General features: G+C 63.5%; 17 protein-coding genes. 4 read left to right on the top strand and 13 right to left on the bottom strand.

The genetic code is table 11. The features are described 5' to 3' along the window. Nucleotides 1-9: 9 nt before the first annotated feature. The 5 genes from nagZ to LNV08_RS22195 are packed head-to-tail and all read right to left on the bottom strand — an operon-like array spanning nucleotide 10 to nucleotide 5,356. Nucleotides 10-1,485, bottom strand: coding sequence for a beta-N-acetylhexosaminidase (gene nagZ / locus LNV08_RS22215; RefSeq protein WP_263535939.1), 1,476 nt, complete (start codon nucleotides 1,483-1,485; stop codon nucleotides 10-12). Nucleotides 1,486-1,500: 15 nt separating this feature from the next. Further along, nucleotides 1,501-2,520: an SIS domain-containing protein gene (locus tag LNV08_RS22210; RefSeq protein ID WP_263535947.1), complete on the bottom strand. Its 1,020-nt coding sequence runs from the start codon at nucleotides 2,518-2,520 to the stop codon at nucleotides 1,501-1,503. 31 nt (nucleotides 2,521-2,551) lie between these two features. Further along, entirely contained in the window at nucleotides 2,552-3,676 is a 1,125-nt protein-coding gene (gene nagA / locus LNV08_RS22205; RefSeq protein ID WP_263535938.1) for an N-acetylglucosamine-6-phosphate deacetylase, read from the bottom strand. A gap of 4 nt (nucleotides 3,677-3,680) precedes the next feature. After that, nucleotides 3,681-4,412: a GntR family transcriptional regulator gene (locus tag LNV08_RS22200; protein ID WP_263535937.1), complete on the bottom strand. Its 732-nt coding sequence runs from the start codon at nucleotides 4,410-4,412 to the stop codon at nucleotides 3,681-3,683. 11 nt (nucleotides 4,413-4,423) lie between these two features. Continuing rightward, on the bottom strand, nucleotides 4,424-5,356 hold the full coding sequence (locus LNV08_RS22195) for a BadF/BadG/BcrA/BcrD ATPase family protein (protein ID WP_263535936.1): 933 nt from the start codon (nucleotides 5,354-5,356) through the stop codon (nucleotides 4,424-4,426). Between the two features lie 261 nt (nucleotides 5,357-5,617). Between LNV08_RS22195 and LNV08_RS22190 the strand changes: the two genes are divergently transcribed. Continuing rightward, nucleotides 5,618-7,096, top strand: coding sequence for a hypothetical protein (locus tag LNV08_RS22190; RefSeq protein ID WP_263535935.1), 1,479 nt, complete (start codon nucleotides 5,618-5,620; stop codon nucleotides 7,094-7,096). Here LNV08_RS22190 and LNV08_RS22185 read toward each other — a convergent pair whose 3' ends face one another. From LNV08_RS22185 to trpE, 6 genes are all read right to left on the bottom strand, one after another. Next, nucleotides 7,097-7,780 carry a uracil-DNA glycosylase gene (locus LNV08_RS22185; protein WP_263535934.1) on the bottom strand — a complete coding sequence of 228 codons (684 nt, stop codon included), beginning with the start codon at nucleotides 7,778-7,780 and terminating at the stop codon, nucleotides 7,097-7,099. Between the two features lies 1 nt (nucleotide 7,781). After that, on the bottom strand, nucleotides 7,782-8,570 hold the full coding sequence (trpC, locus tag LNV08_RS22180) for an indole-3-glycerol phosphate synthase TrpC (protein WP_263535933.1): 789 nt from the start codon (nucleotides 8,568-8,570) through the stop codon (nucleotides 7,782-7,784). Between the two features lies 1 nt (nucleotide 8,571). Beyond that, entirely contained in the window at nucleotides 8,572-9,612 is a 1,041-nt protein-coding gene (gene trpD / locus LNV08_RS22175) for an anthranilate phosphoribosyltransferase (protein WP_263535932.1), read from the bottom strand. Between the two features lie 17 nt (nucleotides 9,613-9,629). Continuing rightward, nucleotides 9,630-10,652, bottom strand: a complete 1,023-nt coding sequence (gene ltaE, locus LNV08_RS22170; protein ID WP_263535931.1) for a low-specificity L-threonine aldolase — start codon at nucleotides 10,650-10,652, stop codon at nucleotides 9,630-9,632. Nucleotides 10,653-10,655: 3 nt separating this feature from the next. Continuing rightward, nucleotides 10,656-11,240 carry an anthranilate synthase component II gene (locus tag LNV08_RS22165; protein WP_263535930.1) on the bottom strand — a complete coding sequence of 195 codons (585 nt, stop codon included), beginning with the start codon at nucleotides 11,238-11,240 and terminating at the stop codon, nucleotides 10,656-10,658. An 81-nt stretch (nucleotides 11,241-11,321) separates the two neighbouring features. Continuing rightward, nucleotides 11,322-12,821 carry an anthranilate synthase component I gene (gene trpE, locus LNV08_RS22160; RefSeq protein WP_263535929.1) on the bottom strand — a complete coding sequence of 500 codons (1,500 nt, stop codon included), beginning with the start codon at nucleotides 12,819-12,821 and terminating at the stop codon, nucleotides 11,322-11,324. A gap of 296 nt (nucleotides 12,822-13,117) precedes the next feature. Between trpE and LNV08_RS22155 the strand changes: the two genes are divergently transcribed. Beyond that, entirely contained in the window at nucleotides 13,118-13,411 is a 294-nt protein-coding gene (locus LNV08_RS22155) for a chalcone isomerase family protein (protein WP_263535928.1), read from the top strand. Here the strand turns inward: LNV08_RS22155 and gph are convergent. Then, a complete protein-coding gene (gene gph, locus LNV08_RS22150) occupies nucleotides 13,408-14,085 on the bottom strand; it encodes a phosphoglycolate phosphatase (protein WP_263535927.1) in 678 nt (225 codons plus the stop codon). The genes LNV08_RS22155 and gph overlap by 4 nt on opposite strands. Nucleotides 14,086-14,287: 202 nt before the next feature. Between gph and LNV08_RS22145 the strand changes: the two genes are divergently transcribed. Then, nucleotides 14,288-16,048 carry a hybrid sensor histidine kinase/response regulator gene (locus LNV08_RS22145; RefSeq protein ID WP_263535926.1) on the top strand — a complete coding sequence of 587 codons (1,761 nt, stop codon included), beginning with the start codon at nucleotides 14,288-14,290 and terminating at the stop codon, nucleotides 16,046-16,048. Here the strand turns inward: LNV08_RS22145 and LNV08_RS22140 are convergent. After that, complete coding sequence (locus LNV08_RS22140) at nucleotides 16,026-16,661, bottom strand: response regulator transcription factor (RefSeq protein ID WP_263535925.1); 636 nt, start codon at nucleotides 16,659-16,661, stop codon at nucleotides 16,026-16,028. The genes LNV08_RS22145 and LNV08_RS22140 overlap by 23 nt on opposite strands. 203 nt (nucleotides 16,662-16,864) lie before the next feature. On the opposite strand from LNV08_RS22140, the gene LNV08_RS22135 reads away from it, so the two are divergent. After that, nucleotides 16,865-19,401: beta strand repeat-containing protein (locus LNV08_RS22135; RefSeq protein WP_263535924.1), on the top strand; the 2,537-nt coding region annotated here is incomplete at its 3' end.

Below are 19,401 nucleotides of genomic sequence, written 5' to 3'. Positions count from 1 at the left end.
TGTCCGGATTCAGTCCAGGTTGACAGGCGATGTGGCCGTGGCGCTAGCGCGCCCTTCCAGCCACGCCTTCAGGCCCGCCAAAGCGCCATCGGCATAACCCCAGGTCACAACAGTTGGCGCCGGCACGTCATGGGCCTGAAACGGGTTCCACAACACCAGGTGCAGATCAGGCCGCCAAGTTTGAGCGTTAGCGCCGTAGCGCATGCGATGCGTGGAGGCCACGATATTGACGCGGCCGTCTTGCGGCACTTGTGCCCAGTCCAGATTCAGGATGTCGTCTACATACTGAATCTGCGCGTTCGGAAACTCGGCAAACAACTCGACGATCTGCTGGCCCAAGGGGCCGGCTTCAGACACGCCATCGGTAGGCACCTCGGGCTGCACGAACACGCGCAAAGCTGCATTCAGTGCCGGCGGCGTGGCGCCGCGCAGCGCGGTCAGGCCGGCGGCCCAGGCCTTGCGCATCAGCACGTCATCGGCCTCGCGAGGAGCCCCTTGATAGTCGTCATGGCGCACCGGGTAGGCCAGCGCCAGCTTGTCCAAGCGTGCACAGGCAATGCGGCCCTGCTCGGCCGTCAACTCGCCGCTGGCGAAGGCGTCTCTCAGTGCTTGAATCGACTTGCCCTGCTCTTCCAGATCGCCCTGAGCCAAGATCATGTCGGCGCCGGCTTGGATGGCCATCACCGCCGCGCGGGCGTAGCCATAGCGCTCGAAGATCGCCTTCATCATCAAGGCATCGGTGATGACGACGCCGTCATAGCCCCATTCATTGCGCAAGATGTCGCGCAAAATTTTGGTCGACAGCGTGGCGGGGTGCTCGGGGTCGATCTGAGGGTAGACGATGTGGGCGGTCATCACCGCCGGTGCTTCGTCCCTCAAGGCCTTGAAAGGCCGCAGCTCCAGCGCGTCCAGCTCGGCGCGGCTCTTGTCCACCGTTGGCAGCGCCAGGTGCGAGTCCACATGGGTGTCGCCGTGACCGGGGAAATGCTTGACGCAGCAGGCCACGCCTTCTTTGAGCGAACCGCGCATCCAGGCGCCGGCCAAACGGGTCACATCATCGGCATCTTCAGAAAAGCTGCGCTCGGCGATGACCGGGTTGGCCGGGTTGTTGTTGATGTCCAGCACGGGCGCGAAGTTCCAGTTCACGCCGATGCTGGCCAAACCGCGCGCCACACCCGCGCCAACCTGCTCGGCCAAGGCCTCATCATCGGCCGCTCCCAGCGCCATCGCCGAAGGCGCTTGCGGCAAGAAGGTCGCGCGCACCACCGAACCGCCCTCTTGGTCGAGGCCGATCAGGGCTGTGGGGCCCATCACTGCGCGCAAGTCACGGGTCAGTTGGCGGACTTCGGCTTCAGTGCCGAGGTTCTTGCGGAACAGGCAAACGGCGCGAACTTGGTTGTCGCGCAGAAAGGCGGCGGTGGCGGCGTCCAGGGACTTGCCCTGGATATCGACCATCACGAGTTGGCCGGGGTGGAATGCTGTCATAACAGGGGCAATCAATCAGTTGGTCTTGGTGACTTTGGCCAGATGCGGCGGCGAATCGGGGTTGCGGCCGCGTGCGCGCGCCAGGGCTTCCACCATCGGATAAAAACTCTGCACCACGGCGATCGGATCGAGATCCTCGTTGCCGGTGCAACTCAGCGTGAGCTCGGCGCCTACTTCCTTGGCAATGCCGGCAGGTGCGGCCAGCAGTACGCGCGCACCACGGCCGCGCATATCTTCGGCCAAGGCCAGCAAGCCGGCTTGCGCCGGGCCGCGCGGCGCGAACACCAGCATCGGATAGCCCTGATCCACCAGCGCCATCGGGCCATGCTTGACCTCGGCGCCCGAGAAAGCCTCGGCCTGGATACCGCAGGTTTCTTTGAATTTCAGTGCCGCTTCCATCGCCACCGCGTAGCCGGTGCCGCGCCCGATGACGAAGAGTTTGTCGACATCCTTCAAGACCTCGACGGCCACATCCCAGCGCTGCTGCGCGGCTTGCTCCAGGGCCGCCGGCAACTGTTCCAGCGCGGCCTGCAAATCATCATCAGCGCTCCAAGCGGCCACGACACGGGCACCGGCCACCAGCTGGCAGATATAGCTCTTGGTCGCAGCCACGCTCAGCTCGGGGCCGCTGTGCAACGGGAAGACGAATTGCGCGGCTTCGGCCAGCGGAGAGCCCTCGGCATTGACAAAGGCCACCGTGCGAGCACCGCCGGCGCGGAAGAACCGGGTCGGCGCGATCAGGTCCGGGCTTTGGCCCGATTGCGAAAACGCAAAAGACACCAGCCCCTCGCAGCGAATCTTGCTTTGATACAGCGTCACCAGCGACATCGGCAGCGAAGTCACCAGCCGCCCCATGCGCGCCATCACAGAAAAGGCCATGTAATGCGCGGCATGATCGGAGCTGCCGCGCGCCACGGTCAACAAGCTGCTGGGCGGCTGCTCGCGCAACGCCTCGCCGAGTTCGGCATAGGCGTTGCGATCATGGGCCAGCTGGTACGCGACGGCTGCCGGGGCGCCCAGCGCCTCTTCTTGCATGCGGGAGGCGTAAGCGCGCGCCGGCAGGCGCTCACGCGAGTTCAATTTCTTCACCTTCTACAATCACGCGCTGCAACTGCAGTTCACGGTTCATCACGACCACATCTGCCCAAGCGCCAACCACCAGCTGACCTCGATCGCTCAAGCCCAGGTAGTCGGCCGCATAGGTCGAGACGCGCTTGGATGCGTCTTCGATTTCCAAGCCCAGCCAAACCAGATTGCGCAGCGCTTGGTCCATGGTCAGCGTGCTGCCGGCCAAGGTGCCATCGGGCAAGCGAACGCCGCCCATGCATTTGGTCACGGTGTGGCTGCCAAGCTTGTAGTCGCCATCGGGCATGCCGGCGGCGGCGGTCGAGTCGGTCACGCAAAAGGTGCAGGGAATCGAACGCATCGCGACCCGGATCGCACCCGGATGCACATGCAGCAGATCGGGGATGATTTCGGCGTAACGCGCATGGGCCAAGGCCGCGCCGACCATGCCCGGCTCGCGGTGATGCAGGCCGGTCATCGCGTTGAATAGATGCGTGAAACCGCCCGCGCCCTTGTTGATCGCCGCCACGCCGTCTTCATAGGTGCCGGCCGTATGGCCGATCTGCACCTGGAAGCCGGCCGCGCGCAGCTCGCCAATCAACTCCAGCGTACCGGCCATCTCCGGCGCCAAGGTGATCAGTTTGATCGGCGCCAGCGCATTCAGCGCCTGGATTTCTTCCATGCTGGCCGGCTTGGCAAAGTCGGGTTGCGCACCCAGCTTGCCCGGGTTGATGTAAGGGCCTTCGAGGTGCACACCCAAGATGCGGGCAGCATTGGGCGCACGCTCACGGCAGACCGGACCCAAGGCCGCCAAGGCCGATTCGATATCGGCCAGCGGTGCAGTCATGGTGGTGGCCAGCATCGCCGTCGTGCCATGCTTGACATGCAGGCGCGACATCTGCAGCGCGGCGTCGCCGCCTTCCATCGTGTCGTGGCCACCGCCGCCATGCACATGCACGTCGATGAAACCCGGCAGCACGATGGGCAGGGCCAGCTTATCGTGGCGGACTTGGGCCTCGGTGACGGCTTCGCCCTCAATACGGCTGATTCGGCCCTCGTTGATCTCGACAAAACCGCGCACAAAACCCTGCGGTGTCAGCACGTAGCCGTCTATTAGCTGAGCCAAAGCCTTACCCCTCGCGCCGCATCTCGGCAACAAAATCGTAGTAGTCGCTGCGGCAATATGAATGCGTCAGCTCCACCGCCAAACCCGATTCCAGATAGCCGACCCGCGTGATGAACAAGACCGCCTGCCCGACCGGCACTTCCAACAAGCCCGCCAGTTTGGCGTCGGCATTGATGGCCCGAATATGCTGCAAGGCTCGCACCGGCGCTACACCCAAGGTGGCCAGATGCTCGTACAGCGAAGCCTGCACCGCCATCGGATCGGGCAAGACCGCCTCCGGCATCACCGTCACTTCGTAATTCATCACCACCGAATCGGCCAAGCGCAGGCGCTCCAGGCGCGCCACGCGTTCGCCGGTGCCCAGCCCCAGGCTCAGCTGCTCATCGGGTGCCGCCGGAGTGAAGCTGCGCGACAGCCAGCGCGAGCTGGGCTTGAAGCCGCGCTGATGCAACTCCTCTGAAAAACTGGTCAGGCGCGACAACGGCTGCTCCAGCTTGGGCGCGATGTAATTGCCCGAGCCGCGCTTGCGGATGATCAAGCCCTGCTCGACCAAACGGTCGATCGCCTTGCGCGCCGTCACTCGCGACAGCTCAAGCGACTCCGCCAGCACCCGCTCGGACGGCAGCGCCTCCTCGGCGTGGTACTCCCCTTGCCGAATCGCCTGTGCCAGCTTGTGCGCCAACTGCATATACAGCGGCGACGCGGCGTCCGGGTCGGCTTTGAATTGGAAGGTCATGTCAATTTCGCTCAGTTGACTGTGCGTTGAAGTAAGCCGCGCACCAGATGCAAACCACCATCGGCCGAGTCGCCCAAGGGCGCCACGCACCGAGCGCGCAAGGCGGCGGAAAATTCAGGCGCCAAGCGCACGGCAATACTGCCGCACAAGGCCAAGGGCAGGCTGGCTTCAGGATCCAGGGCCAGCGCAAGCTTTTCCAGCTCAAACACCGCCTCGGCGACAAAGCCGGCCGCAACCGGATCACTGCCAACGCAATCAAACACCAAAGGCGCCAAGCTGGCATAGGCATGCTGGCCGGCCACGGCACCCCAGGCGAGCATGGCTTCGGTTGTCGAGCCCGCCACCGCCCAGACCGCCTGCGCCAAGGGGCTGGCCGGCACCCGGCCGTCCATCGCCTGGCAAGCGTGGCGGATCGCCTTCAAGCCCAGCCAAGCGCCGCTGCCTTCGTCGCCGGCAATCCAGCCCCAGCCACCAGCCACGCCGCGCGAGCCATCACGACGCAAGACCTCGCCGACCGAGCCGGTGCCCGAGGCCACCACCGCACCAGGCTGACCGGCATGGGCGCCCAAGACGGTCGTGAAGCCATCGTTATCCAAAGCCAGCGCGGCATAACCGGGCTGGCGCGCCAAAAATTCGGCCGCCTGAGATGGCACACCGGCGCCAGAAAGACCAAGCCCAATGGCACAGTCAATGGGCGCCAAATTCGCCAAACCCGCTTGCGCCGCTGCTGCCTCTACGGCCTGTTGAATATGGCGCCAAGCCTGCTCGGCCCCCTGCCCCAAGGCGGACGGACCCGCGTCACCCAGGCCCAGGACTTTGCCCTGCAAATCAGCCAGCTTGACCCGCGTGCCGGTGCCACCACCGTCAACGCCAATCAAAAAGCGCGGCGCAGCGTCTGGCTGAGCAAGAATTTGGGTACGGGTGGAGTCGAGCGTGAATGTCATAGCGATACCAGTCTAATACCAAAAATAATGCCAGTCAATGAAACTGGCATTGGTGTTTACCTTAGGGCAAACCCCTTGCCAAGCGGCTTTGGCAGCAGCTTTTCGACCCCGCAGCAGCACCGCCCGGCCACGTTTGGCGAAGGCCGGCGAGCACAACGGCTATCCTTGCGGTCTTGGACCCGCCGCGCCAGCCGCAAAGCCAGCGCCAAGGCCCCGCAAATGCGCTGACAACGCCCTGCCAACCCTTGATCAAGCCTGCCCGTGACAGAAGCCGACGCCCTGCCCCCCGAAGTCCTGAAGCGCCTCTCAAGGGTGGCGCAGCGCCACCCCAACAGCGCCCTGCTGCGCCTGGCTGCACTTGAGCATTCGGCCAAGGCCGCCGGCCGCCATGCTGCGGCCAGCGATGCGCTGTACGCACATTTCTATCTTCTTGAACATCGTGGCCGCGCCTTGGAGTTGCAAGCGGCGCTGGTGCAGGCACAAGCCGACTTGGACGCGGACGCGCATCCCTTGCAGGGGGCACGCCTGCATGAGGCTTTGGGCCGCATCGCCTACCAACAAGGCGAGTACTTTGAGGCCACCGAGCATTGGAATCAATCGGCCGAGTTGGCTGCCGCCGTGCCCGACCCGCGCGCCGGCGCCGCTGCGCGCATCGGCCTGGGCCAGATTCATTACGCTTTTGGCGCATGGGCGCGCGGCCGCGAAGTGCATGGCGAGGCCGCCCAACTGCTGGGCGCGGCCGATGACAGCTATCTGGCCGCCAAACTGGCCTTGAATATTGGTGTCGGCCATTTCGAAACCCAAGAGCTCGACGATGCCGAGCGCCATTTCAGCCATGGACTGGCTGCGGCGCGGCGCGGCCAACACCGCGAATACGAGGCCGAGGCGCATTGGCAATTGGCGCGCGCGGCCCTTGCGCGCGGTCGGCTTGATTGGGCGACGGTGGACTGTCGGCTGGCCTTGAGCATTGCGGCCAAGCTTGGCCACAGCTGGCTCGAAGCCGCCGCCAGCCGCACCTGGACCGATATCTCCCTGGCCCGCGGCGACCGTGCCGGCGCCATCCGCAGCACCGAGCATGGACTACTGCTGGCCAATCGCATTCACTCCCGCCCGCAGCAAAGCCAGGCCCATCTGCTCTTGGCCAAATTGCATGAGCAACAAGGCGATAAAGAGGCGGCGATACCCCATCTCTGGCAGCATCTGAACCTGCAAGCCGAGATCGAGCGCCTGAGCAGCCCGGTGCGCCCAGGGCTGGCCAGCCTTTTCGACCCAGCCCGCCAAGCCGCCGAAGGCCAGTTGCTGAGCCTATCGATGCGCCGCTGGAAAATCCAAACTTGGGGCAACCGCCTGAGCGCACTGACCCAGCTGTGCGCCGAAGCACAGCAAATCCTGTGTCTGGATCGGCTGCAGTTTTGGTGGGTCGGTGAACCGACGCAAGCCCAAACGGGCGGCTACCCGAGCCTGCGCCGGCCCGAGCAAGCACGCTACCTGGACTGGCTGAATGCGACACCCAAGCTGCAGGCACTGGGCACGGTGAGCAACCACCCCTGCAAAACCGAACTCAGCACCCTGCCCCAAGCCGCAGGAACGCTTTCGCGCATCGAACTGCCGCTCTACGTCAAGGGCGAAATGGTGGCCGTGCTGTGGCTGGCCCATTGCCAGCAAAAACATATGTGGAGCCGCCAAGAGCAATTGCAGGCCAGCCATATCGCACGGCTGTTCGAGCTGGTCCTGGCCTGATCACAGCGCCCAGTCCAACCGTACACCCCGCTCGGCCAACCAGGCCGCCGCTTGTGAGAAATGCCCGCAACCGATAAAGGGCGCGGGCGGGCGCAGCGCCGACAAAGGCGACGGATGATTGGCCCGCAAAATCAGATGCTGCGGGCCGGCCGCCGCGATCACGCCCGCCTTGGCCTGCGCATGTGCGCCCCAGAGCATGAAGACCTTGGGCCGGGTTTCAGCGGCTGCGGCCAAGGTCAAGGCATCGGTCAGCGCTTCCCAGCCCTTGTTGGCGTGGCTGGCCGGTGCGCCCTCTTCCACCGTCAAGACCGAGTTCAGCAGCAAAACGCCGCGCTCAGCCCAAGGCAAAAGGCTGGCCGACATCGGCGGCTGCTGGCCCAGGTCGCGCTGCAACTCCTTGAAGATATTGCGCAAGCTGGGCGGTGCCTTGACGCCGTCTGGCACCGAAAAAGCCAGCCCTTCGGCTTGACCTGCGCCGTGATAAGGGTCTTGCCCCAGAATCACCACCCGGGTCTGTGAAAGCGGCGTTAGGCGCAAGGCCCGCAAAGGCTCGGGAGGATAGACAGTGGCGCCTGCTGATGTGCGCTGCGCCAGAAACTCTTGCAGTTGCTGGCCGGCCGGGCTTTCGCGCCAAGCGTCGACGATGGGCTGCCAACCGCCATCAAGCCCAAGCCATTCGCTCATCTCAAGCAAACACCGCCGCCAAGGCAGCGCCCGGGTCAGGTGCCCGCATAAAGGCCTCTCCGACCAAGAAAGCATGCACATTCGCGGCCCGCATGCGCTGCACATCGGCAGCGCCCAGGATGCCAGACTCGGTCACCAACAAGCGATCCGCCGGCACCCAGTCCAGCAAGCCCAGCGTGGTGTCCAGTGTCACGTCGAAGGTGCGCAGATTGCGGTTATTGATGCCGACCAGCGGCGTCTTCAAACGCAGCGCACGCTCAAGCTCTTCGCCGTCATGCACCTCCACCAACACGTCGAGCTTGAGGCTGAACGCCACGGCCTCAAGGTCGGCCATTTGCGCATCGTCCAAGCATGCAGCGATCAGCAAAATGCAATCCGCCCCCATCGCACCGGCCTCGAAGACCTGGTACTCGTCCACCATGAAGTCCTTGCGCAAGACCGGCAAGTCGCAGGCCGCCCGCGCTTGGTTCAGGTAAGCAACCGAGCCTTGGAAGAACTGCTCGTCGGTCAGCACGCTCAGGCAAGCCGCGCCATGTTTGGCATAACTCTCGGCTATAGCGGCGGGCTGGAAGTCGGCGCGCAGCACGCCCTTGCTGGGCGAAGCTTTTTTGATCTCGGCGATCACCGCGCTTGTGCCCGCCGCTACTTTGGAGCGCAGCGCGGCCGCAAAACCGCGCCGGTCATGCCTGGCCTCGGCCTCTTCACGCATGCTAACTAAGGAGCGCTGCTTGCGGGAGCGCGACAACTCTTCATGTTTGACCGCAACGATACGGCGCAAGATGTCGGACATATCAGCCTCGGCCCAGGGTTTGTGTGCTGCTGACGAATTGATCCAGCTTCGCGCGCGCCGCGCCCGAAGCGATCGCCGCGCGGGCCAGCTGTATGCCGCTGGCGATCGAGTCGGCCACATTGGCAGCGTAAAGCGTTGCGCCGGCGTTCAGGATCACGATGTCGCGTGCGGGGCCTTCTTCGTTGTTCAAGGCCCCAATCAGCATCAAACGCGAGTCCTCCGGGCCAGCCACCTTGAGCGTGCGGTTCGAGGCCATGGCCATGCCGAAATCCTCGGGGTGAATTTCGTACTCGCGCACCTCGCCGTTCTTCAGCTCGCCCACCAGCGTCGCGGCGCCGAGCGAGATCTCGTCCATGCCATCCTTGCCGTAGACGACCAGCGCGTGTTCGGCGCCCAGGCGCTGCATCACGCGCACCTGAATACCGACCAGATCGGGGTGAAACACACCCATCAAAATATTGGGCGCGCCGGCCGGATTGGTCAGTGGACCCAGGATGTTAAAGATGGTGCGCACGCCCAGTTCGCGCCGCACCGGCGCGATATTCTTCATCGCCGGATGGTGGTTGGGCGCGAACATGAAACCGATGCCGGTTTGCGCCACCGAAGCCGCCACCTGGGCCGGCGTCAGCATGATGTTGGCGCCCAAGGCTTCCAGCACATCGGCACTGCCGGTCTTGCTGGAAACGCTGCGATTGCCATGTTTAGCGACCTGCGCGCCAGCGGCGGCAGCGACAAACATCGAGCAGGTCGAGATATTGAAGGTGTGCGCACCGTCGCCGCCGGTGCCGACGACGTCAACCAGATGCGGGTGGGCCGCAGTCTCCAGCGGCACCTTGGTCGACAGCTCGCGCATCACCTGCGCGGCGGCGGTAATTTCACCAATGGTTTCCTTCTTGACTCGCAGGCCGGTCAACAAGGCAGCAGCCATCACCGGGGACATCTCGCCGGCCATGATGCGGCGCATCAGGGTGAGCATTTCGTCGTGAAAGATTTCGCGGTGTTCGATGACGCGGGTCAGCGCTTCTTGGTCGGTAAAAGGCATCTTGAATCCAGTCCTGTTTATCCTGCGAAATACTCGTGCATCGCCGCGATGGCTTGATCCACCGCGGCTTCGTCCACATCCAGGTGCGTGACGAAGCGCAGCTTGTAGAGGCCGGTGGCCAAGACGCCGCGCGCCTTCAAGTGATCGATGACGCCGGCGGCCCTGGGGCCTGCCACCTCTACAAACACGATATTGGTTTGCGGCGCTTCAACCGTCACGCCGGCCAGGCCTTGCAGGCCGGCCGCAAGACGCTTCGCCAGCGCATGGTCAATGCCAAGCCGCGCGACCTGGTGGTCGAGCGCGTAATGTGCCGCTGCTGCCAACACGCCGGCCTGGCGCATACCGCCACCCAACATCTTGCGCCAGCGCTTGGCCTGTTGGATGAAGGCGGCCGAGCCGCACAAGACCGAGCCGACCGGGGCGCCCAGGCCCTTGGAGAAGCAAACCGACACGCTGTCGAAGTATTGCGTTATCTCGCGGGCGGCGACGTAAGGGTCACCGCCGGCGGCCACTGCCGCATTGAACAGACGCGCGCCGTCCAAATGACGAGCCAGCCCATGCTTTTGCGCCAAGGCCGAGGCATCGGCCAAATACGACAGCGGCAGCACCTTGCCGCCTATGGTGTTCTCGAGCGTCAGCAGCTTGCTACGGGCGAAATGCACATCGTCCGGCTTGATGCTCGCTTCGACCTCCGAGAGCAAGAGCGAACCGTCCGGCTGGTGATTCAGTGGCTGCGGCTGGATGGAGCCCAAGACCGCGGCACCGCCACCCTCCCAGCGGTAGGTGTGAGCAAACTGGCCGACGATGTACTCGTCGCCGCGCTGGCAATGTGTCATCAAGGCGCACAGATTGCTCTGCGTGCCGGTCGGCATGAACAGCGCCGCCTCGAAACCGAGTCGCTCGGCGACGGTCTGCTGCAGCGCGTTGACACTGGGGTCGTCGCCGAACACATCGTCGCCCAGCGGCGCTGCGGTCATCGCGCCGCGCATGCCCGCCGTTGGCTGCGTCACCGTATCGCTGCGGAAATCGACAGTCTTCATGGCCTACAGCGCCAGCGTTAGAAAATTCTTCAGCATCGCGTGCCCATGCTCGCTCAAGATGGACTCCGGGTGGAACTGCACGCCCTCCAGCGGCGTGGCCGTACCGGCCAAATCGCGGTGGCGCACGCCCATGATCTCACCGTCTTCGCTGCGTGCGCTGATCTCCAGCACCGCGGGCATTGAGGCCTCCTCAATCACCAGCGAGTGATAGCGGATGACGCTGAAGTCCTTGGGCAGACCCTTGAATACGCCCTTTTGGTCGGTGGTGATCGTGCTGGCCTTGCCATGCATCTGGCGCTGCGCTCGGATGATCTTGCCGCCCAGCGCCGCGCCCATGCTCTGGTGCCCCAGGCAAACGCCCAGAATCGGCAGCTTGCCCATGAAATGCTGGATCGCGCTGACGCAGATGCCAGCCTCGGCCGGCGAGCAAGGGCCGGGCGAGAGCACCAGATGATCGGGCTTCATCGCCTCGATCTCGGCCAGCGTGATCTCGTCGTTACGGGCCACGCGCACCTCGGCGCCCAGCTCCCCAAAATACTGCACCAAGTTGAAGGTGAAGCTGTCGTAGTTATCAATCATTAACAACATGTCATGCCTCCTGCCGGGCCGCCCCAAAGGAGGCATGCACCCCCTCGGGGGGCAGTGAATGAATATGAACGTGGGGGCGCATCAGAACCCCTCTTCAACCAGTTCAGCCGCGCGGATCAAGGCTCTGGCCTTGGCTTCCGTTTCGGCCCATTCCAACTCGGGCACCGAATCGGCCACCACGCCGGCCGCCGCCTGCACATAAAGCGTCTCGTCCTTGATGATGCCGGTGCGGATGGCAATCGCCAGGTCCATATCGCCGGCAAAGCTGAGGCAACCGACCGCGCCGCCATAGATGCCGCGCTTGACCGGTTCCAACTCATCGATGATCTGCATCGCGCGGATCTTGGGCGCGCCGCTCAAGGTGCCTGCGGGGAAGCTGGCGCGGAACACGTCCAAGTTGCTCATGCCGTCCTTCAGCAAACCCTCGACATTGCTGACCAGATGCATCACATGCGAGTAGCGCTCGACCACAAAAGCATCGGTCACCTTGACCGAGCCGGTCTTGACGATGCGGCCGATGTCATTGCGGGCCAGGTCGATCAACATCAGATGCTCGGCCAACTCCTTGGGGTCGGCTTTGAGCTCGCGCTCCAGGGCCAGATCCTGCTCTGGCGTGCCACCACGCGGGCGGGTGCCAGCCAAGGGGCGGATGGTGACCTTGTCGCCGTCCGGCGAATGTTCCTGGCGAACCAAAATCTCTGGCGAGGCACCAACAATCTGGAAGTCACCCATATCGTAGAAATACATATACGGGCTGGGGTTCAACGAGCGCAGTGCGCGGTACAGGCTCAGTGGAGATTCGGTGTAACGCTTGCGCAAGCGTTGGCCAATCTGCACCTGCATCATGTCGCCGGCGGCGATGTATTCCTTGGCTCGCAAAACCGCGCTCAGATAGTCGGCCTTGGCAAATTCACGCTCAACCGGGTGCGCTTGGCCGCGTTTGACCAGCGGCGCCGAGACGCTATAAGCGAGCTTGTCGCGCAGCTCGGTCAGGCGTTTTTGCGCCTTGAAGAAGGCCTCGGGCTGGCTCGGGTCGGCATAGACGATCAGGTAGAGCTTGCCGCTGAGGTTGTCGATGACCGCCAACTCCTCGCATTGCACCAGCATCACATCAGGCGTATCAATGCCGCCGGGCATTTCTGTCTTGGCGAGCTTGGGCTCGATATAGCGCACCGCGTCATAGCCAAAGTAGCCGGCCAGGCCGCCACAAAAACGCGGCATGCCGGGCCGCAGCGCGACCTTGAAGCGCTGCTGGTAGGCGGCAATGAAGTCGAGCGGGTTGCCGCTGTGAGTTTCGACGACTTGGCCGTCGCGTATCACCTCGGTCAGCTGGCCCCGGCTCTTCAGCACGGTGCGGGCCGGCAGACCGATATAGGAGTAACGCCCAAAGCGCTCGCCACCGACGACAGACTCCAGCAAAAAGCTGTTGCGGCCGCCTTGCCCTCCGTAGGCACCGGCGCCCGAGCAGAGCTTGAGGTAGAGCGAAAGTGGGGTTTCCAGATCGGCGAAGGCCTCGCTGATCAAAGGGATGCGGTTGAAGCCCAGCGCGGCCAGGCTTTTGAATTCAAGTTCGGTCATCATCAAGTCAAACCCTTGCAGGGGCGCGCCGTCTTGTGTGGGGCGCGCCGCAGAGAAACAGGGCGCTCGGGGCTGACCGGGCTCTATTTATCGAGCGATAGCGGGCAGCGACCTGAGCGTCATCCAAAGAGCAACGGGCGGGCGACGCCAGGGCCAGGCTCCCCGGTCGTGAGACCCTTTGATGAAGTTGCGCGTGATGAACATAGTGCTTTGAGTGTATCAGCCCTGTGTGACGTCTTGTGCAGACAGAGCCCCTGCTAAGCGGCATACCGAAGCTGCTCCTGCCGTGCTGCGAGGGCATGGTACAAAACGCCTCGAGCGAGGAATTCGCCAAGACCATCAATGGCGTGCTTCGGGTCGCCGAGATCTTTTCAAGCCGCAAGAGCCTGAGTGCCGGCGAACATTATTCGATCGATTTCATCCCCGGCACCGACTCTGTCGTGCTCCTGAACGGCAAGCCGCAGGGCGCACCGATCAAAGAGCCCGAGTTCTACTCGGCGCTGTTGCGCATCTGGCTGGGCAAACTGCCGGCCGATGAACAACTGAAGAACGCCTTGCTGGGCACGGTCAAGGAACGCTCAGGAAGAAGCTAAGGCAGCTTGATCTCGTCCAAGCGGTCCACATATTGCTGTGCCGGCACGCTGCCGATAGGCTCACCGTGGTTGTAGCCATAACTCACCAGCACGACGGGGCATCCCGCCGCATGGGCCGCCTGCGCATCATTGCTGGAGTCGCCAATCATCCAGGTCCTCGCCGGGGCCGAGCCCAGCGCCTCGCAAGTCTTGAGCAGCGGCAGGGGATCGGGTTTTTTGCGCTCAAAGTCGTCGCCGCCAAAGACCTTGTCGAAATAGCCGTCCAGCCCTTTTTGTGACAGCAACTCACGTGCAAAGGCCGCCGGCTTGTTGGTCAGACAGGCCATCGGCAAGCCCAAGCAGCGCAGGCGCTGCAGTCCCTCGCGCGCGCCTGGGTAGACCTCGGAGAACTGGCCATTGAGGACACGGTATTGCATTTGATACTGCTGCCAAGCCTGCTCATACAAGGCAGGATCGCCGCCCACCTGCGCCAGGCAGCTGCGGATCAAATGTTCGCTGCCGCGTCCGACCGTCAGCTCGACGAATCCGCGATCCACCGCCGCCAGGCCCAGGCCTGTCAACACCCGCTCTAGAACAGCTACAAAGTCCCCCAAGGTGTCTACCAAGGTGCCGTCTAAATCGACGATGAAGGCCTGTGGCGGCTCGTGGTACGACGGAATAGAGTTCGGAAACATGGCATAGAGTTCGGAAAAATTGCCCCGATTCTGACCTACCCAAAAGAATAGAGATCGGAAAAGCTATTGCGGGCTTAAGCAACGCCAACCCCAATTGCCCCTATAGGAGCCGCTAGCACTCCTTCACGACTGTCGCGCTTTTCGGGCGCAGCATGCACAATCCGCGCCACGCCCATGCTTTCAAACACCGCCATGCCGATCCATGATTGACGAGACGCGTCTGCAGGCGCTAGTCCGAATGGATGTGGCGCAACGCCTGCGCAGCAATGATCTGAGCCTGACCGTGGGCAATTTCGTGTTGGCGCTGCTGGTTGCCGCCAGCCTGCACAAGGCAGCGCCGCCGGCTTGGGTGGCCTGCTGGCTGGGCTTGCAGTTCGTCAACCTAGCATTTCATCTGTGGCTGGGCCTGCGCTGGTTGCGCAGCCCGCTGACGATCACCAATGCGCCGATCTGGCTGCGCCGGGTGACGCGCACCTCAGCCATCAACGGTGTGCTGTGGTTGCTGGCCGTGCAGATCTTCTGGCCCGGCGCTAGCGAAGCACAACGCATGCTTTTGTTGGCCTGGATGATAGGCATCAGTGCCGCCGCGCTGCATTCCTTGCACGCCCATTTGCCAGCCTATTTCGCCATGGTGGGACCGGCCTTGCTGGGGCTGTTGTTGGCCTTGCTCGTGCATGAAACGTTGGAGGGCTGGGCCATCATGGCCGTGCTGCTGTTTGGCGCCACGCTCTACTTTCACTTTGCTGTTTCGCTGCAGCGCCTACTATGGGCCTCACTGCGCCAAGCCCATCAGCTTGAGGCGCTGAGCGAGAGCTTGAAGCTGGAGAAGGACCAGGCCGTCAAGCTGAGCCAGTCGCGCAGTCGCTTCCTGGCCGCCGCCAGCCATGATCTGCGCCAGCCCGTGCATGCGCTATCGCTGTTTGTCGGGGCGCTCAAGCAAAACCCCAGCCCGACGCAGTCCGCGCAGATATTGCAGCATGTGAGCAGCGCCGTCGACGCCATGGGGGCGATGTTCAACGCCTTGCTGGACATCTCCAAGCTCGACGCCGAGCAGTTGCAACCGCAGTGGCAGACGGTCGATTTGCGCGTACTGCTGAGCCGCATGGCGGCCGACCACAACCTGCAAGCGCAGGCCAAGGGACTGCGCTTTGTTTGCGCTCTGCCTCCAGAACCGGCCGCGCTGATGGTGCACAGCGACCCAGCCTTGCTGGAGCGGGTGCTGCGCAATCTGCTCTCCAATGCGCTGCGCTACACGCGCCAAGGCGGCGTGCTGCTGCGGGCCCGCCGGCGGCATGGCCGCATTGAGCTGCTGGTGGCAGACAGCGGCGCGGGCATTGCCAGGGCGCGCCGCGCCGAGGTGTTTGACGAGTTCGTGCAACTGCACAGCTCGGGCCAAGGCCTCGGCCTGGGTCTGGCGATTGTTCAGCGCTTGTCCGGCCTGCTGCGCTTGGGGCTGCGGCTGCGCTCACGGCCGGGCCGGGGCAGCTTGTTCACGCTCATATTGGAGCCGCTTGACGAGGGGCCGACAGCAGCACCTGCACCCGCCGCTCAAACCCAGTTGCGCGGTGAGTTGGTCATCGTGCTGGATGAAAGCGCCGAGATTCGGCTGGCCATGAGCACCCTGCTGTCGGCTTGGGGCTTGGGCGTCGTCAGCGCCGCCAGCGTGGCCGAGCTGATGCCGCAGCTGATGAGCGTTAGCGCCGCGCCGCGCCTGCTGCTGTGCGACTACCACTTAGGCGGCGGCGAATCCGGCAGCGACGCAATTGCCCGGCTGCGCGAGCTGTTCAACAGCGACATCCCGGCCCTGCTGCTCAGCGGCGACACCGGCCCAGAGCGCGGGCGCGAAGCGCTGGATCAGGGCCTGACCCTGCTGCACAAGCCGCTCTCGCAAGCGCAGCTGCGCACGGCAGTCGGCCAAGCCTTGCAGCCCAGCGATAGCATCAGTACGACAGCGCCTGACTGACCAAGCCGGCCGCCCTGGCCGCCTCGACGGCCTGCAGGCGGTGCACCACGCCCAAGGCTTTGAAGATGGCGGAGACATGACCCTTGACGGTCTTCTCCTCCATACCCAACTCGCGCGCAATTTCCTTGTTGGACTTGCTATTGCACAGTTCCTGCAGCACCTCGCGCTGGCGCGGCGTCAGGCCACTCAAACTCGGCTCGGCCGGGCTGGCCTCGGGCGCCATGGCCATCAGCGGCGGCACATAGATTTCACCGCCAAGAACAAGCGTTAGCGCCGCCAACAGCGTAGCAGGGCTGGCGGACTTGGGGCAATAGCCACGCGCGCCGGCCTTGAGCACGCGGCGCACATCGGCAGGGTCTTCCGACGATGACAGCACCAGGCTGGGCAGCAGCGGGTAGTGCCGCTTGAGCTGCTCCAACAAAGCCATGCCGGCCATACCGGCCATGCGCAGATCCATCAGGACGGCGTCCACATCGGGGTGCTGAGCCAGGCAGTCCATGGCGGCGATGCCGTCACTAGCCTCCAGGATCAGTTCGGGCGCCCCTAGGCTTTGCAGCGCGGCGACGACACCGGCGCGCACCAGGGGGTGGTCATCGACTAACAACAGTTTCATGCAGCGCACTCTAGCAGCCGGCGTCGAGGCCGGGTAGGTCCCGAGACCAGGTCTTGGGTCCAAGGTCCGATTGTGCATGCAGTTGCGAGATTAGAAACTCGCACTCGTTGAAACCGAGCTTTTGGCCCAGCGCATTCAACGCAGCGCACGAGCACGGGCACGCAGGCCGCCAACCACACAGTTTTTTTAACCAGGGAGTCGATATGAACAAGCCAACATTGCACCTTCGTCATTCATCCAGGGCCGCCGGCATGCCGCGCCCCTTGTCGCGCCCACTACCGCTGTGCCTGGCCATCGCCGTGCTGTGCAGCGTGGGCCTCGCCGATGCGGCCGATCTGACCTGGAAGGGCGGCACCACCAACGGGAAAGACAGCGACAAAGGACGCATGAGCGTCGGCAAGAACTGGATCCCAAACGCCCAGCCAGGGCTGGGGGACACCCTGCGCTTCGGCAGCTCGAGCTACAAGGCGATCACGAATGATCTGGGCTACCAAATCTACAAGCAGATCTCCTTCGAGGCCGGTGCGAGTGACTACAGGCTCGACGGCGTGGGCAACAACATCGGGTTCACCAACGGCATCGTCAACAAAAGCAGCAATGTGCAGGTGCTTGATTGGGGCAACAAGGCCGGCTTCGTCATCAGCGCGAACCAGACCTGGGACGGCGGCACGGCCGGCATGACCATCACCGGGGGCATGGATCAACAACGTGATCTAACCCTATCCAACAAGGTCGCCTACAAGAATCTCGACTCCACCTCGATCAGCGACGACCCCAATTCGACCGTCAGCCTGACGATCGATTCCGCCAGCAGCTACAGCACCGGGGGCTCCCTCACCCTCGGCGGCGGCTTCCCGACCAGCAACGGCACCATCAATGTGCGCGGCAAGGACAGCAGCTTTATCGTCGGCACAGACCTGTTGCTAGGCCCCGCCGGCACCGGCACCTTGCTCATCGACTCCGGCGCCAGCGCCTCCAGCAAGAGTCTGATCATGGGCATGGGCACAAGCGGCACCGCCAAGCTGACGGTGGACGGCGGAAAATCGAGCTTCAGCACTGGCAACGCGTCGTACAACAACAGCGATTTGATCGTCTCGGGCGGTGGCACCTTCACCGCCACCGGCAATATGGGCGCCTTCATCCTCGATTCGAGCAACAGCGTCACGGTGAAGGACACGGACACGCTGTTCAAGGTCGGCCTAGTCTTTGGTCTGGGCACCCGAGGCAACGGACTGATGCAGGTCAGCAATGGCGCCACGGCCGACATCAACATTCTTGAAATGGGGTCCAGCATCTATGGCGGCTTTGGCGTGCTGGAAGCGACAGGACATGGGTCAATCGTGAAAGCCCAGACCGTCAGCGGCAGCGCAGGCCTCTTGAACGTCTCCAAAGGGGCCAAATTTCAGGTGACGGATTGGATGAAGATCGGGCAGGCAGGGGACGCCAGCTTCGTGGCAGCCGTGGGTGACGCTCTATTGAGCGTTAGCAACACCCTCACCGTGGGCTCCGGCGGCGCCGGCCGGCTCGATATTTTGGGCGGCGGCCTGGTCGACGCCGGGCAACTGGTGATCGGCAATCTGGGCGTCGTCAATCTGCAAGGTGGCACGCTGAAGATGGGCAGCTTATCTATGGGCGGGGCACTGAACTGGGAGTCCGGCACGCTTAACTTCGGCGGCAACATCAAGTCCAGCGATATCGCCTTCCTGGGCGGCGCGCCGCTGCTCACGGCCGGCAAGACGCTCAAGGGTGACGGTGAAATTCGCGTCAGCCCCGGCTACAGCTTAGGGCTGAGCGGCGGCAATCTGCAGGCCTTGAGTTTTGTCATCGACGCGCAGGGCGCCGCCACGGTGAGCAGCTTCAGCAAATTGAGCGCAGCAAACATCAGCAACCAAGGCAGCCTGACCCTCGCCGGCGGCCGCATCGAAGGCGCGCTGCTCAATAACGCGGAGATGTTGGGCTCGGGCACGATCGCGGGGACTGGCGGCTTTAGGAATAACGGCTATTTCGAGCAGACCGGCTTCCTGGAACTCAGCAATAGTGGCTCGAACGAGAACACCGGCTCCTGGAATCTGCAAAAAGGCAAAACACTGACACTGTGGGACTCCACGCTGAGCAACGGCGGCACGATGAATTTCGACGCGGCCAAGGTCGAGGCGGCCGGCGCTAAGGGTGGCAGCTTCGTCAATGCGGCAGGCGGCACCATCACCGGCAATGGCTCGATCAGCGCGCCGTTTCAAAACGACGGTCGTTTGATCGTGCAGGGCGGCAGCTTTGCACTGGCCTACACGCTTAAAAATAACGGTCAAATCCTGCTGAACTCGATTGACGCCAGCGTCACCGGCAACACTATCACCAACTCTGGCCGCATTGAGGGTCTGGGGCAGATCAGCAACAGCATCAACAATCTCGGCACCATCAATGCCAAGGGCGGCACGCTGACCTTGAGCAGCACGCTGAGCAATTCAAGCGGCGGCATCGTCTCGGCCAGCCGCGATGCGACGATCTTTGCCGCCAAGGGCATGACGCCCAACGCCGGCAAGATCCAGCTCTCTGGCGGCACGCTGGACAACGGCGGCTTTGCGCTCACCAATGCCTCAGGCGGCACCATCAGCGGCTATGGCGATCTCCGCAGCGGACTGCTCAGCAACAACGGCAAGATCTTGCTGAGCGGCGGCAACTCGACGATCTACGCCGACATACTCAGTACCGCTGCCAGCCAGATCATTCTTTCGGGCAATAG

Origin of the sequence: Paucibacter sp. TC2R-5 (assembly GCF_025717605.1) — a bacterium.
Taxonomy (GTDB): domain Bacteria; phylum Pseudomonadota; class Gammaproteobacteria; order Burkholderiales; family Burkholderiaceae_C; genus Paucibacter_A; species Paucibacter_A albus.
Note: the sequence above shows the minus strand (reverse complement) of the source record. Positions and strands in the feature narration are given on the sequence as shown.

Coding starts and splice junctions, on each gene's coding strand:
- LNV08_RS22210 (WP_263535947.1), bottom strand. CDS start 2,520: ATGCAAGAAGAGGCGCTGGGCGCCCCGGCAGCCGTCGCGTACCAGCTG.
- ltaE (WP_263535931.1), bottom strand. CDS start 10,652: ATGAAGACTGTCGATTTCCGCAGCGATACGGTGACGCAGCCAACGGCG.
- nagZ (WP_263535939.1), bottom strand. CDS start 1,485: ATGACAGCATTCCACCCCGGCCAACTCGTGATGGTCGATATCCAGGGC.
- LNV08_RS22155 (WP_263535928.1), top strand. CDS start 13,118: ATGGTACAAAACGCCTCGAGCGAGGAATTCGCCAAGACCATCAATGGC.
- LNV08_RS22140 (WP_263535925.1), bottom strand. CDS start 16,661: ATGAAACTGTTGTTAGTCGATGACCACCCCCTGGTGCGCGCCGGTGTC.
- trpC (WP_263535933.1), bottom strand. CDS start 8,570: ATGTCCGACATCTTGCGCCGTATCGTTGCGGTCAAACATGAAGAGTTG.
- trpD (WP_263535932.1), bottom strand. CDS start 9,612: ATGCCTTTTACCGACCAAGAAGCGCTGACCCGCGTCATCGAACACCGC.
- gph (WP_263535927.1), bottom strand. CDS start 14,085: ATGTTTCCGAACTCTATTCCGTCGTACCACGAGCCGCCACAGGCCTTC.
- LNV08_RS22195 (WP_263535936.1), bottom strand. CDS start 5,356: ATGACATTCACGCTCGACTCCACCCGTACCCAAATTCTTGCTCAGCCA.
- trpE (WP_263535929.1), bottom strand. CDS start 12,821: ATGATGACCGAACTTGAATTCAAAAGCCTGGCCGCGCTGGGCTTCAAC.
- LNV08_RS22145 (WP_263535926.1), top strand. CDS start 14,288: ATGATTGACGAGACGCGTCTGCAGGCGCTAGTCCGAATGGATGTGGCG.
- LNV08_RS22165 (WP_263535930.1), bottom strand. CDS start 11,240: ATGTTGTTAATGATTGATAACTACGACAGCTTCACCTTCAACTTGGTG.
- LNV08_RS22200 (WP_263535937.1), bottom strand. CDS start 4,412: ATGACCTTCCAATTCAAAGCCGACCCGGACGCCGCGTCGCCGCTGTAT.
- LNV08_RS22185 (WP_263535934.1), bottom strand. CDS start 7,780: ATGAGCGAATGGCTTGGGCTTGATGGCGGTTGGCAGCCCATCGTCGAC.